The organism is Galactobacter valiniphilus (assembly GCF_003575975.1).
Lineage (GTDB): Bacteria > Actinomycetota > Actinomycetes > Actinomycetales > Micrococcaceae > Galactobacter > Galactobacter valiniphilus.
In genome coordinates this window covers 1-13,633 of sequence record NZ_QQXK01000030.1, presented here as the reverse complement: position 1 = coordinate 13,633, position 13,633 = coordinate 1, and the positions used below count along the sequence as shown (strand labels likewise).

Here is a 13,633-nt window from a genome sequence, read left to right as displayed (position 1 = left end):
TCATGGCACGCAGCGTTGCACTTGGTGGAGAGCTCAAGGGCCGCGGCCTGATCGGTGGCCGCTCCAAGCCCGAGACCTGGTTCCTGATCGGCGCCGGTCTGATCGCGGCGGCGGTCTTGCTGACTGGAATGTCTTCGCTGTGGTCCCTGGTGTTCGCCGCGGCGATCGCCGGGGCGGGGTTGCTGCTCTCGTGGCCGGCGCCGCTGCTGGGTGGGCGCTCGGTGATCGCCCTTCTCACGGAGGCGATCTACACGAGGGTGCGCGCACGCCAGGGCACGAACGTCTTTGACCCTCAGACCGAGGCCGAAGCGGCCGCGCGGGTGGCCGCGAACCGTGAGCACGCCAAGGCGGTGCTCGCAGCGCGCAAGGCCAAGCAGCCGGCCCCGGCCGCGCCCGGCGCCAGCCAGGAGCGCCCGGCACAGCTCGTGGCGGCGATGAAGCGCGCCAAGGAGCGCTCATCGCAGGCATTGGCGGCTCCGTTGTTCTTCGGGAAGGTCCAGATCCGCCAGGTGCCCTGCCCTGACGGGTCGATGATCGCGGTCGCCCGGCACGCCAACACCGCCGATGCCTACTACTCGGTGGTGTTTGAGGTGCAGGGCAAGTCCCTGGGGGCGGTGGAGTCCGATGTGGCCGAGGTGCCATTCCTGTCCTGGGGCGCAGGGTTCTTGGCGCAGGCGGCCCGGCGCACGCACCCGGTCTCGCACGTGCAGTCCTTCACCCGCTCGGTCCCGGCCGACATGGTCGATCACGTCATGTGGCTCAAAGACTTCGTGGACGGGCACGTGAGCGAAGAGGTGCTGCGCTCCTACCAGCAGCTCACGACGGACGCCCGCCGGGTCGGGGAGCAGCACCGCTCCTACGTCGTGCTGCGCTTTGATAGGTCCGAGGCGCTCTCGCGTCTGGACCGACGCTTCGCCGGCTACGAGGACGCCCGCGAACGCGGCATCGCCCAGGAAGCGCACACGCTGATGGCCAAGGGCCGCATGGGTGGCTCCTTCGAGGACTTCCGCCCGGTGGACGGCACCATGCTCATGGGCTTGCTCGCCCACCTGCAAAACCCCTACCGCTTCGACGTCGACGCCGTCGCCGTCACCCCCGAGACGGTGTTCTCCCACCTGGATGGCTCGATCACCCGCGAGGCGGTCGTGGCCGACGGGCGCGCGTACACGCGCACCGGCTACATCCCCCGCAACGGTTTCGCAGGCGATGAGATCTCGGTGCGGACGATGAACCAGTTCGTCTCCACCATCCAGCCGGCCGTGGTGCATTCGGTCTCCTGGATCAACAAGCTCGAGGACGCCGCGATCTCCCGCGGCAAGGCTCGCCGCCGCCGCGCCACCTCCGTTGCCCGCAAGCGCGAACGCGACAAGCGCGGCCAGGTCGGCGACGGCACCGAAGAGGTGCTGCTGGGCGCGGACACGCAGCGCGCGATGGACCTGAAGCCCAATTCCGGGCACCACGGTGCTGAGTGGGCCGCGTACATCTCCTTCACGGTGGCCTCGGAGGAAGAGCTCTACCAAGTCTCCTCACAGATCGAGGCCCAAGCCTTCGACGCCGGTATCGAGCGCATCGAATGGCTCGACGGGAAACAAGACCTGGCCCTGGCGGCCGTCATGCCCTTGGGAAGGGGAATCCGATGAGCATCTTCACCCGCACCCCAAAGCCGGCGGCCGCCGCCGATGAGGTGAGCTCGCGCAAGAGCAAGAAGAACCGCCCGGCACGCACCTCGAAGAAGGTGCGCTCCGAGCGGGCGGAGCGGGCCGTGGCCGGTGGGCAGTCGGAGCCGTGGGCGTCCTTCGACGCCGGCCGGCGCCTGACGATCGGCTCGGCGTTGGGAATGTATGACCCGGCCCCGATCGGGGCGCTGTCCACGACCCGTCAGATGGAGGTCTCCAACCTGGCGGTGCCGTGGGCGCCGACGAACCATCGCGGGCTGATCGTGGGCATTGATGAGGACTCCGGGCAGATCATCATCCACGACCCCTTCGTGTCCTACCCGGAGCTCGTGAACGACCCGAACGTGTGCATCATCGGCGACGTGGGCTCCTCGAAGTCCTCGCTGCTGAAGACCTGGGGCACCCTGCGCCCGCTGCTGATGGGCCGCGACGTCCTCGTGGTGGATAAGAAGCCCCAGGGCTCGGACGCCACCGAGGGCGAATACGCCTCCCTGTCGCGCCTGATGGGGCGTGAGCCCATCACCTTCCGCATCGGCACCGGCGGCACCTGCCTGAACGTCCTGGACGATGAGGTCGCCCCGTACCTGGACATTGACCCGCTCTCCTCCGACGCCCAGCGCCTCGAGGAGAAGGAAGACGCCAACGCCCCGCGGCCGGAGAACCAGAACCGGCTGGTGCGCGTGATGATCGAGACGATCATGGATCGCACCCTCACCCCGCGTGAGGGCAAGGCGCTGCGCACCGCCCACCGCCGCGCCCGCCTGGACGCGGCCGCGGCTGGGAAGGTCCCTACGCTGCGGATGCTCATGGCCCGCCTGATCGACCCACACGAGGACGATGCCGCCCTGGTACACGAGGGCGTCGCCGCGATGCGGGCTTGGGGCCTGGACATGGCCTTCGAGATCGAACGCATGGTCAGTGACGACCTCGCCGGCCTCTTCGACGGCGAAACAAGCCAGTCCGTGCGCCTGGGCGCCGGGCTGACGGTCTTCGACATCTCCCAGCTGCCCGAGTCCGGGCCGGCGATCCCGCTGGTGATGATGGTCGTGAACACCTGGCTGGCCAACCACCTCTTCGCCCAGCGCGCTGCAGGGCGCAAGACACACTTCATCATCGAAGAAGCCTGGCACGTCGTGGTCGGCATGGTCGCCACCGTGATCCGCCGCAACCTGAAGGTCTCCCGCGGTATCGGCCTGGGCAACTGGTTCGCCTTCCACCACGTCTCTGACATCCCCAAGAACTCTGCCGCCGAGACGATCTTGAAGGAGTGCTCCACCGTGGCCGTCTACATGCAAAAGCGCAACCAAGACGCTCTCTCCGCTGTGGAGTTCTTCGATCTGGCCCCGGGCAGTGAAGCGACCATCAAGCACCTGAACCGGGGTGAGTGCCTGTTCAAGATCGGCAAGCACCCAGCCATCAACCTCAAGCACACCCGATCCGACCTGGAAGTGGCCCTGACCGATACGGACACCGCCATGCTCGTCCACAGCGCCCGTGAGGAGCGTGAGTCCAATGGCCTCGCAGCCTAAGACGCACCCGTCCGCTCTTGCGTCGCCGAGTCAGGCGCCGGAGCGCTCGAATCGTCACCACGTCACCTATGAGGGTGGGCACTACCTGGCTCGGCGCGGTGGCCACGGCAACCCCTTGGATGAGGTGGCGTTGCTGGCGGAGGTCACCGAGCAGGGAAGCTTCGTTGCCTGGCTGCCGGCTCCCCGAGTGCTCGCGGCCTCGGCCGTGAGCCTGGACGAGGCGGGGTTGCGTTTCCCTGGCACGTTCCTGAGCCTGGCGTGCCAAGCCTGTGGGGCCGGTGTCGGTGAGGAGTGCCGGGACTGGGAGGGCTGGCCCTGGGCTGAGTTCCACGAGTACCGGCAGGCCGAGTTCTGGGCACAGAACGATCCGACAGTGCATGTGCGCGACGAGCGCGGGCATCTGTTCTCCGCCAAGCTCCAGGGCCTTGATCAGCTCCGGCTGCGCCAGGACCTCGACGCCCTGGAGGACTCAGCGGCGCCGGTGCTGCTTGACCTGGTGGTCGACGCCTCCGGGTACACCTTCGAGGACTACGCGGCAGTGCTGCTGCTGCGGCCCCTCGATCCCGAGTGGTGAGAGCCACCTCTTCTGACCGTCCTGCTCGATCTCAGTCTTAGGAGACACCGATGCCCTCCACCCCGAAGCGCTCCTCTGGGGCCAGCTCCACGATCATGGCGTGGGTATTCATCGCCGCCGTCGTGGCTGTGGTGCTGGCGGCGATCAACTGGGGCCAGGCCTGGATGCCCGTGAAGGGTTCCAAGGTCTCCTGGAACCCCATCGAGCTGATCAAGTACGCCACCGCCGGCCAGTTCCACTGGTCCACGGGCTCCACGATCCTGCTCGTGGTGCTGCTCATCGGCATCATGGTGGTGCTGACGTTCGGCTACTACTTCCTCATCGCCCCGCTGCTGAACCGAGGCAAGAACGAGAAGACCCCCGTGGGTCGCTCGATCCTCTCGGTGATGGGGCTCAAGCCCGCCGCGCGCAAGGCCCGCCAGGCGTTAGACGTCCCGCCCGATGTGAAGGACGAAGACGTGGTGGTGAAGGTCGCCTACAACGGCAAGACGGCCTTGTGGGCACAGTGGGAGGACGCGGGCTGGTGCTACGCCCCGCAGCGCGCCGGCAAGACCCTCTACATCGTGGTCCCCGCGATCCTGGAAGCCATCGGCCCCGTGCTGACGACCTCCACCAAGGTGGACGTGCTGTTCTGGACGGCGATCGCCCGCCAGGAGAAGGGCCGCGTGGCCGTCTTCGACCTGGACCAGATCTCCAACTGGCCTGATCAGGTCCGGTGGAACCCGATCTCCGGGTGTGAGGACCAGAACGAGGCCCTGGATCGGGGTCTGGCGTGGGCTTCGGCTGCGCCGATGAAGGGCACGAAGAACGGGGACTGGTTCTCCGGCCAGGCCGCGGCCGTCCTCGGGCGTCTGCTGCACGCGGCCGCGATCGGGCACAAGGACATGGGCGACGTGATCAAGTGGATCATGGACCCTGGCAACCGTGAGCCCGTCGACATCCTCACGGGCTTCGGATACAACGACGTGTTCACCGGCCACCTCAAGGAGCGCCTGTCCTCCCGTGCTGGGGAGACGCAGGACTCGATCAAGGCCACCCTCATGGGCCTGGTCGAACCGCTCGTCTCCGAACGGGTGCTCTCCCAGTTCCGGGTTCCTACCTCGATCGCGTTCAAGGCCGAAGACTTCCTGGCCGGGAACAACACCCTGTACGTCCTGGCCGACGGCGCGGACTCACGGATGGCGCCGCTGGTGTCCATGTTCACCGACTACGTCTTCCGCACCGCTAAGCGCCTCTCCCAGCAGCGCCCCGGCGGGCGGCTCTGGCCTCCGCTGTCGATGCTCCTGGACGAGGCCCCCAACGTCGCAGCCCTACCGGACATGACTTCCGTGCTCACCGACTCCGGCGGGCGCGGCATCCGCGTGCTGGGCTTTAGCCAGTCCTTCTCCCAGAACGTCTCACGCTGGGGCCGCGAAGTCGCCGAGACCATCGAGGAGACCGCCAACGTGAAGTTCCTCCTCCCCGGGCTCAAGGCCTCCAACCTGAAGGAGTACGCCGAGGAAATGGGCGTGCGCGACGAGCAACGCTCCTCCTACTCCGTGGGCCGCGGCGGCGGATCGCGCACGGTGAGCACCGCGGAGAAGGCCGTGATGCGAGCCGAAGAGCTCAAGCAGCTCGAGGTCGGCCAGGCACTCATGGTCTATCGCAACGTCCCGCCCACGGTGGTACGCCTCGAGGCCGTGTTCGAGCGCAAGGATGCCGCCGGCATCAAGGACCAGAAGCGCCAGGCCGAAGCGCTGGCCGGGCGCATCGCTGTTGAGGAGGCCGGCCGATGACGCAGGAAGAGACCACCCCAGAGACTGAGGCGATCGGCACAGGCGAGCTCGAGGACGTTGTCTTCGAGCTCCTGGCCAAGGTCAAGAGCCTGGCCGGGCAGGTCGACGGGCACACCAACGCTCTCACCGAGCTCACCGAACGCATCGACGAGGCCACCCCCGAGGCAGACCCGCTCGACCCGGACCCCTGGAACCTGCGCGAAGCAGACGACGAGGAAGCGGCCCTGCAATGGCAGAAGGTCGCCGAGTGGGTCATCTGGTTCAACGCCAACTACGCGCCCTATGCCGCGAACGACCTGCGCATCCCCGAGTGCTGGTACCTGCACCCGCACGGGCGCATGCTCCTGCTGGACCTGTTCTATGCGTGGCGGGCAGCGAACTACGGCCACGAAGCCGACAGCGCTGACGCCATCTACTGGTCCACGAACTACATGCCCAACGCCATCCGCATGGCGCGCGAGTACAACGGCTGGGAGCGCTGCACCGTCAGGCACGAGGAGGAGCGCACCGAACGCCCCGTCTCCCCGATCACCCCGCCGGTGTCCTTCCGGACCTGGCTCGACCGCGGCGACAGCCACGAACCAACCCCGCGCACCGACCAACTCCCCGTCGTGCCGCCGGCGCCGGGTGTGGCCGGCGAGTTCTCTGCGCAAGCGGCCGGCTGGCAGCCGCGCCCCTGGTCGCCGCAGGTGTGACGGGCTAGGAAGGGAGGGACGTGGTGGAGTTCGTGGAGCGCTTCTTCAAGCTGACGTTGGACAACGTGTACCGCTTCGTCTGCAGCGCACTGCTCCTGGCCGCGGGGTTCGGGGCAGGCAACGGGCTCAAGCCCCTGCAGCAGCTCGGGCGAGCGTTGGACTGGCTGGCCATCCCCTCAGAGTGGACGACGCCAGTCGGGGAGTGGATAGCCCAGCGAGGGTTCTTCGTGGCCTGCGTGGGTGTCGGCGGCCTGATGGTCGCCGCTCTCTTCGTCACGACAGGTCCGTTGAGTCGAGCGGGAGCCTCTGTCCTGCTCTCCGTCGTCATCATCGGCGAAAGCGGATACGCGCAATGGCTGTGGGTGGTCTTAGGCATCGTGGCGGCCGGGCTCGTGATCCTGGCCGGATGGGCCATCCGAGACGTGCTCATGCGCCACGGTGAGCTTTCGTGGGAGGTGCAGAACGTCGGGCGCTACGTCGGAGCTGCAGCGCGCGGGCTGCTCCTGTCCGTGTTCTATGTGCTCTCGCCGCTGGGGTGGGCTCTCAGCCAGGAGTACACGGACCAGCGGGGATCGGCGCGCAACCCGCTACACGTGAAAGCGGTGGAAGAGCACATGCCTTCAGGGGTGCGGTTCACCCCCGGCACCCCTCCGCGATGAGGGAAGGGCCCGGAGGTTGTGGCGCGGGGCGTGATGCCCCACGCCACAACACGTCAGGCCAGGATCAGGTCAGGCCCGGGGAAGTTCCCCGGGTCGTCGTTGATCCCTTCGGCCAAGCCGCGGCAGATCTCCAAGGTCCACCCCCAGAGCTTCTGAGCCAACGCCCAGATCCGATCGCAGGTGACTGCGATCACCCCTACGCGGTAGGCCTTCTTGACCGTGCTTCCTGCCGCGGCCGCGGCCTTGTTTTTCTCGGTCATAATGACTCCCTTGAAATCAGGGGAGGATAATGACATCTCAGCTAATCAGGGACGACCGTCTTGAAGTCTGCTCATTATTGTGTAAAATAAACGTAGAGACTTGGCAAAGACTCTCAGATACAACACGGCACTCCTGGTGAGTGTCAGACATACCTCCCGATGTGTGGATGGATCTTCTTCGGCTTCAGCTCTGCTGCGAACAGGGCATCAGCCAAAGGCCATCGTACCACATCGTATTTTCGTGTCCGGGTTTTTCCGTTTGATGCGGCCAGGCGGCCCCGAGGGGCCGCCTTTTTTGTGCCCTCACGACGGACCGCCCTCACCCACGGAGCCCGTTCGGCCGGGCGCGGGCACTACAGCTGGGGGCCGCCGCCGATGTCTCGGGTGGGCTGCTGGGTGTCGCGTAGGCGCCGGCGCTGGGCCTCGTCGTCCTTCTTGCTGGCCTCGGCCGCGGATTCGGGCTTCTTGGCCGGCTTGGGGGTCGCGTCCGGGGCGGGGCGCTTGCTCCACATGTCCTCGAGCTCGGCACGGGCCTGGGCGAGACGGCTCGCGGGCTTGGCCGGCTCGATCTTCTCGGTGGCCTTGGTTCCGGGCTCGGTGTTCAGCGCCGCGACGGCGGCGCGCAGACGCGCCCGCTTCGCCTCGGGGCTCTCCCCGGCCGGCGCCGGCCCGTCTTCGCCTGGCCGTGTGGCGGCCGTTCGCTGAGCCTCGCGCTCCTGGCGCAGCTGCGCGACGAACGCCTCGGCCTCAGTGGGCTCGATGTTCGGTCGCGCGGCGTCCTCGGCACGGTTGGCCTTGCCCTGGCGGTTCTGCTCGGACGCTCCTGGCTGGTTGGTCAGCGCCGAGTGCTTGTGCAGCGCGGTCGCGCGAGCGGCGAGCTCCTGGACGACGGGACGCGCCTGATGCTCCCTGGGTGCGAGGGCGGTCTCGGAGTCGGGGATGTTGTAGGTGTGGCGGTACGCCTGGATGTCGGCCGCGAGGGTCCTCCACTCTTCGGCGCGGTCCGGGCGGGAGGGCACCGGGCCGAGGGCATCGGTCCAGACTGGCGGGTTGGCTGCGAGGTTCGCTCCAACACGGGCGTGTTCGGTGGCCACGGTCTCCCTGTATCCCTCGAGCTGGGTGCGCCACGGCGTGGGCATGTCCGGGTGCACAAGATCTGCGGTGGGCGCGAGCCATTCACCCACGCGCTCGGTGTCGTCGACGGGGCGCGCTAGCGCTTCGGGGGCGGTGATGGTGCGCAGCTGCAGCTCGGTGTTGATCCGGGCCAGGACGGTCTCGGCGGCGAGCTGGTGCATGGGCTGTTCGCGCATGAGGGTTTCAGCCTCATGCAACGGCGCCGGCATCACCTGACGTAGGCGTGCCTCTTCTTGCAGGCGGGTGATCTCCCAGCCCAGCTGCGCGGACTTATTCTCTGGGTCGGAGGGGATCTGCCGGGCCTGCTGGTCTTGGGCGTACTCAATGCGCGCTTCGAGGCTGGTGTCCGTGAGGTGCCCGAACAGGCGGTGCGTGTAGGGCTTCACGCCGGCCTCGACGGCTTCGGCTTCCACGAGCTGCCGCGGCGTGGCCATGCTCTCGCCCAGGCGTTCGCTGGCGCGGGCCTGCAGCGCGCGCAGGTGCGCCTCGGGGACATTGGCCAGAGGTCGCTCCCCAGCGCCGGCGATCTGGGCGCGGTAGTTGGTGGCGAGGGCTTCCATGCGCCAGGCGAGCACGGCAGCCGGGTCATCACCGGAGACGATTTCGCGCTTCTCGTAGGCGTTGCGCAGCAGCACGACCGGGTCCAGGCCAGCGGCTTGGGCTTGGTCCATATGGGTGCGCACGGCGCCGAACGCGTCAGAGGTGACGACGTCGGCCGCGTCGGAGCCGAGGGCGCCACGGATGGTGTTCTTCACGCGCTCGGTGTGGGCCATGTCGTACACGTCCCGGTAGATCTCCGCGAGCTTGGCAAGGGATCGGGCGTTCTCGCGTTCGTGCTCGATGGCCCCGTGCGCGGTGAGGACGGGTTCGTGGTTCGCGGCGATCGTGGCGAGCACGTCGGCGGGGTTCTCGTTCTCCTGCAGCCCGACATAGACGCGGTTCTCGTAGCGTCCGCGGCTGGTGGCCACGTAAGCGCCGGCGCGGTCGGTGGTGGCGGTGAGCAGGGCGTGGGCGGTGTCCACGGTGATGCCTTGGGCGCGGTGCACGGTGGAGGCGTAGCCGAGCATGACGTGGGCTCGCACGTACTCAGCCGGCAGGGTCGCGGTGGCACCGTGGCGGGTGTGCTGCACGGTCAGGGAGCCGTCCTTGTTCAGGGCGGTGACGGTGAAGGTGTCGTTGTTCTTGACGAAGTCCCGGCCCTGGCTGAAGGCCAGGCGGCGGTCGTTGTTGCGGGTGACGATGAGGTCGCCGACGTGCACGCGGGCATCGTCGCGGATGCCCACGTAGTGCTCGGGGTCGAGTTCGCCGGTGCCGATGCGGTAGGTCTGGGCCTTGAGGTTCAGGCCGGCCACGAGTTCGTTGCTCGGGGCGAGCATCAGCGAGGTGCGCCCGGTGTTGGTGTCCTTCTGCCAGGCGGCGAAGACCTCGTCGGCCATGAGTTCCACGGCGCCGGCGTGCACTCGCCCGGCGTCCTGGTAGTAGGCCCAGGGCGCATCCGGGCCGGTGGCGGCCGGTTCGCGCATCGCCAGGGAGGCGGCGGCTTCTTCGGTGTTGGGGGTGCCGTCCTCGTGTCGGAAGCGGTGCACGTCCTCGAGCCGGACGGCTCCGACTTCGCGGTCGATCAGGCGCAGCGCGCCGCCGGCGCCGATGGCTGCGAGCTGGCGGTCATCGCCCACGGCGCGCACCACGGCGCCAGCTTCGGAGGCCAGGGCGACGGCCTGGGCGAACTGTGGGGTGCCGACCATGCCAGCTTCATCGAGCAGGACGACGTCGCCGGGCTTGAGCGGCACGAACGTCTCCGAGGGCTGGTTCCTGCTCATCAAGAGGGCGTCGATGGTCATGCGCTCGGCGCCCACCTCCTGGCCCAGCAGGTTCGCGGCCACCGCCGTGGGAGCGATCGCGATCACGCGGCCGCCGGCTGCGTGGATCGCATCGACGGCCAGGGACATCGCCGTCGTCTTGCCCGCACCGGCCGGGCCGATGCCCGCCACGAGCAGCCTGTCACTGGTGGCAAACGCTCGGGCGAGGGCGATCTGCCCTTCATCCAGGGGTCCTTCGTGGGAGGCGAGAACCTTCTCGAAGGTCTGCACGCCGGCGGCCGGAATCACCGAGGTGGAGGCCGCATCCAGGAGGGATGATTCGGCTTCGAGGACGCTCTTGGAGGTGTAGAGCGTGGCGTTGGGGCGCTGGTACACGGACACGTCCATGACCGCCCCCTGCACCGGGGCCGGCACCGGAGTGGGAGGTGTGACGGTCAGGGACTGACCTCCCAGGGCTTCGGTCACGACGGTGGAGATCAGCTCGTTAGGGACGATCTGCGCCCCGGCCATGGCCCCGAGGTGGCGGCGGGTCTCGGCCTCCACGTGGTGCTTGGACCACACGGCACGCTGGGACTGGACCTTCTCGATCACGTCGCTGGCGGCCTTGCCAACGCCCTGCACGTCGAGCTCAAAGCGCCCGCCGGCGGCCAGTTCGGGGTTGCGTCGGGCGTAGCGCTGAGCCCGCTCAAGGGCGCGCGTTCCGACGTCGACGCCGTCCACCTGGAAGAACTTGTCCTTCCATCCGCGGGTGAGTTCTTGGAGGGACTTGCCCTCCTTCTTATCCGGCCTCGTGGCCAGCGTGGCTTGCTGGGAGAGGCGGATCATCTGCTTCTTGCTGGGGGCGTAGCCGTGCTCGGCGGTGAACTTCTGCACGAGGGAATCGAGGTCGGCGGTGATGTCCGCGCGGCGCGAAGAGGCGGCCTCGATGGCAGCCATGGGCACGCCGCCGATCTCCATGATCGGCTGCTTGCCAGGCACCTGACGCATCACCGGAGCGACGTTCAGGAACTCGCTCACGCGCTCGATGATGCGGCGGTTGTAGTGCTCCGAGGCGGTCACGTTGAACTTGTAGAGCTGGGACCCATCGAGGGTTCCCCACTTGCCATCCAAGCCCAGCACCTTATTGGAGACCACGACGTGATCGTGCAGCTGCGGGTCGCCCGTGCGGGAGTCAAAGTGACGGAAGCGGGTATAGGTCAAGCCGCCTTGGACGGCTTCGGTGCGCACGCCGTTGCGTCCCTTGCGGGTGAACGTGGCGTTGTCCTCCAGGAACGTCATCGTGTCCTGGATGGCCAGCCACTGGGCCTTCTCGATCGCCTCGCGGGCCTCATCAGTGGAGGCTCCCCAGAGGAAGGAGACGGACTTGGGAGGGGAGAACACGAGGTCGAAGCCGGCCACAGCGTTGCCTGCCGGCTTGGCCTGGCGGGTGAGGAACTGGGAGAGCTCTTCCTTCGATGAGGGGTTGCGTCCGTGCTGTTCGCGGAAGTACTGACCGCCCACCTTGGTGCGGATCTTGCGGCGCTCATCGGCGTCAGGCTCGCGCTTCTGCAGGCGGGTGAAGTCACCCATGGCCTCGTTGATGCGCTTGGCCAGCTCAGGGTCGCCCTGGTTGGTGCGCTTGAACCGCTGACCCAGTTTCGCCGGAATCACGGCCCCAGTGGCCGGGTTCTTTTGGCCCGCGAGTGGGTGCAGTCCCTGGCCGTACAGCAGCTCCATTTGTGCCTCGGTGACCTCGCCCGAGACGCCAAGAAGGGCGGCACCTCGGCCGCCCCACATCCCCGGAGGGTTCCCGGAAAGGGTGTAGTAGTCACCCAGTTTCCGCCCTGGTGCGCGCAGCTCATCACCACTGGCGACCTCACGCGTGTAGTACGTGTACCCGTCGCCGGCACTGAGCTTGTGCACGGTCATCACTCCGCCAGGGTACGCGGGGACGGCCTCACATATCAATGATGCATGAGGTGTGACAGATCTGGATGGTTCAGCCTGTCCGAGGAACGAGAGACAGGGTCAGGCTGAACAAGTAAGATTTGGCCATCACACTGTGATGCGGCTTTGCACATGAGACTCGGTAACGAGTCGATTGTTCAAAGGCGCAGGAGCGGTGGGCTTTCCACAGGTGGGCAGGCCGGAGCCACGAGCAAAGCTCAGGGGCTGTCCACGTGTGGAAAGGGCACCGCAAAGAAGAGGCTTAAGCGTTGCGAAGTCCGCTCGCGCGAAGCGCCAGCGTCCCGGCGAAGCCGGCGAAGCGACTGGTGCGCTGACCGTTAGGGCGGGAATGAGAGATTGGGGACAAAGACATGAGCAAGCCACGCAAGGCATCCGCCGCCCTCGCGGCCCGCGAGAAGGCCCGCGCGCGAGCCGAAGAGATCACCCGCCGCAACGAAGAGCTCATCGAGCTCGCCACCGGTTACTTCGTCGCCGCCGATCGCATCGAGGCGATCGAGACCGAGCTGGAAGAGAAGATCGCCTCGCTGCGCGAGCAAGCCGACCGTGACTCCGCGGCCGCGCGTGAGGAAGCCGCCGGCGTCGTCGTGGCGATGCTCGCCACCGGCGAGGCCAAGCGCGCCGTGGCCGAACGCCTCGGCATCAGCACGGCCGAGGTCACCGCCGCGGCCAAGAGTGCCGAACCGGAGCAGCCCGCGACCGCGGAGCCGGATGAGGGTGAGAGCGATGAGTGAGAACCCGGTCGTCGACCCTGACGACTTCACAAGCTCAGCACTGCTGGCCGCGCGGTTCAACGCGATGATCAACAGCGCCGCGGCTTCCCGCCCCGCAAGCGTGCGCCAGCTCCTCGATCCCCGCGCCAGCGTCACCATCCCCACGCAGGAGAACGGGCCGCAGGACGGGGCGTGCTTGCCGATGTTGCAGGCAGCTGCGTTGTACTTGCACTTCGCCGCCCAAGTAGACGATGACGCCCGCGAAGTCTTCGCCACCGTAGAGGCCGGCTTCACTGGCCTGCCCGTTGAAACCGACTACGCCCGCGCTTGGCTCGGCCTCACCATCCACGTCGTCGACGACGAGACCGGCTCGTACTACACGCGCACCTCGGATGAAGCGATCACTGAGGCCGTCTACGAAGCGCTGCTCTCGATCGACCCCGAAGCAACACTGGATTGATCATGCGCCCAGAACAGAACGGGAAGTGGTGGCGCCAAGGGCGTTGGGTGCCCGTCGCCCTCCTCGGCGTCTACCTCTGCAGCATCGCCGTGATCTTCTACTACGTCACGCTCCCAGAGCCCCGATACATTCGGCCTCATACGGCCGACGACTGGGCAGCGTGGGGAACATGGATCGGAGGCATCGCAGGCACTGTCGCTCTGGTGTTTGCCGCCGGGCAGATCCGGCAGCAGGCGGCAGCGACAAACAATGCGACTCGAGACTCCGCCAGGCTGGACCTTGAAGCTCGCAACCGTCAACGGCGCGAGTCAGTAGCTTGATGGCGCTCATCGAAATTCCCCAGAGTTGCTCATCGGAATTCCTCAGGTCGCGTGGTCAGGTTAGCGCAGGTTCG

The 13,633-nt window shown here is 67.4% G+C and carries 10 protein-coding genes; 8 read left to right on the top strand and 2 right to left on the bottom strand.

The window, feature by feature from the left end:
- Positions 1–2 precede the first annotated feature (2 nt).
- Genes DWB68_RS13230 through DWB68_RS13205 form a run of 6 tightly spaced genes read left to right on the top strand, consistent with a single transcriptional unit; the run spans position 3 to position 6,908 of the window.
- The gene (locus DWB68_RS13230) at positions 3–1,640 is read left to right on the top strand and encodes a hypothetical protein (protein ID WP_119425595.1); all 1,638 of its coding nucleotides are present in this window, start codon (positions 3–5) and stop codon (positions 1,638–1,640) included.
- Positions 1,637–3,205: an ATP/GTP-binding protein gene (locus tag DWB68_RS13225; RefSeq protein ID WP_119425594.1), complete on the top strand. Its 1,569-nt coding sequence runs from the start codon at positions 1,637–1,639 to the stop codon at positions 3,203–3,205. The genes DWB68_RS13230 and DWB68_RS13225 overlap by 4 nt, the downstream gene beginning before the upstream one ends.
- A complete protein-coding gene (locus DWB68_RS13220) occupies positions 3,189–3,779 on the top strand; it encodes a hypothetical protein (protein WP_147391680.1) in 591 nt (196 codons plus the stop codon). Before DWB68_RS13225 ends, DWB68_RS13220 begins: the two co-directional genes overlap by 17 nt.
- A 50-nt stretch (positions 3,780–3,829) precedes the next feature.
- Positions 3,830–5,554: a type IV secretory system conjugative DNA transfer family protein gene (locus tag DWB68_RS13215; RefSeq protein ID WP_119425592.1), complete on the top strand. Its 1,725-nt coding sequence runs from the start codon at positions 3,830–3,832 to the stop codon at positions 5,552–5,554.
- Positions 5,551–6,249: a hypothetical protein gene (locus DWB68_RS13210; protein WP_119425591.1), complete on the top strand. Its 699-nt coding sequence runs from the start codon at positions 5,551–5,553 to the stop codon at positions 6,247–6,249. Before DWB68_RS13215 ends, DWB68_RS13210 begins: the two co-directional genes overlap by 4 nt.
- A 20-nt stretch (positions 6,250–6,269) precedes the next feature.
- Positions 6,270–6,908, top strand: coding sequence for a hypothetical protein (locus DWB68_RS13205; RefSeq protein WP_119425590.1), 639 nt, complete (start codon positions 6,270–6,272; stop codon positions 6,906–6,908).
- 53 nt (positions 6,909–6,961) lie between these two features.
- Here DWB68_RS13205 and DWB68_RS13200 read toward each other — a convergent pair whose 3' ends face one another.
- Both DWB68_RS13200 and mobF read right to left on the bottom strand, forming a co-directional pair.
- Complete coding sequence (locus DWB68_RS13200) at positions 6,962–7,168, bottom strand: hypothetical protein (RefSeq protein ID WP_119425589.1); 207 nt, start codon at positions 7,166–7,168, stop codon at positions 6,962–6,964.
- Positions 7,169–7,521: 353 nt separating this feature from the next.
- A complete protein-coding gene (gene mobF / locus DWB68_RS13195; protein ID WP_119425588.1) occupies positions 7,522–12,030 on the bottom strand; it encodes a MobF family relaxase in 4,509 nt (1,502 codons plus the stop codon).
- Positions 12,031–12,419: 389 nt separating this feature from the next.
- On the opposite strand from mobF, the gene DWB68_RS13190 reads away from it, so the two are divergent.
- Positions 12,420–12,800, top strand: a complete 381-nt coding sequence (locus DWB68_RS13190; RefSeq protein ID WP_119425587.1) for a hypothetical protein — start codon at positions 12,420–12,422, stop codon at positions 12,798–12,800.
- Positions 12,793–13,239, top strand: a complete 447-nt coding sequence (locus DWB68_RS13185) for a hypothetical protein (protein ID WP_119425586.1) — start codon at positions 12,793–12,795, stop codon at positions 13,237–13,239. The genes DWB68_RS13190 and DWB68_RS13185 overlap by 8 nt, the downstream gene beginning before the upstream one ends.
- Positions 13,240–13,633: the final 394 nt, after the last annotated feature.

Excerpts from the sequence above, each read along its gene's own strand:
- mobF (WP_119425588.1), bottom strand. The coding sequence starts at position 12,030 with ATGACCGTGCACAAGCTCAGTGCCGGCGACGGGTACACGTACTACACG.
- DWB68_RS13230 (WP_119425595.1), top strand. The coding sequence starts at position 3 with ATGGCACGCAGCGTTGCACTTGGTGGAGAGCTCAAGGGCCGCGGCCTG.
- DWB68_RS13220 (WP_147391680.1), top strand. The coding sequence starts at position 3,189 with ATGGCCTCGCAGCCTAAGACGCACCCGTCCGCTCTTGCGTCGCCGAGT.
- DWB68_RS13190 (WP_119425587.1), top strand. The coding sequence starts at position 12,420 with ATGAGCAAGCCACGCAAGGCATCCGCCGCCCTCGCGGCCCGCGAGAAG.
- DWB68_RS13185 (WP_119425586.1), top strand. The coding sequence starts at position 12,793 with ATGAGTGAGAACCCGGTCGTCGACCCTGACGACTTCACAAGCTCAGCA.
- DWB68_RS13210 (WP_119425591.1), top strand. The coding sequence starts at position 5,551 with ATGACGCAGGAAGAGACCACCCCAGAGACTGAGGCGATCGGCACAGGC.
- DWB68_RS13225 (WP_119425594.1), top strand. The coding sequence starts at position 1,637 with ATGAGCATCTTCACCCGCACCCCAAAGCCGGCGGCCGCCGCCGATGAG.
- DWB68_RS13215 (WP_119425592.1), top strand. The coding sequence starts at position 3,830 with ATGCCCTCCACCCCGAAGCGCTCCTCTGGGGCCAGCTCCACGATCATG.
- DWB68_RS13200 (WP_119425589.1), bottom strand. The coding sequence starts at position 7,168 with ATGACCGAGAAAAACAAGGCCGCGGCCGCGGCAGGAAGCACGGTCAAG.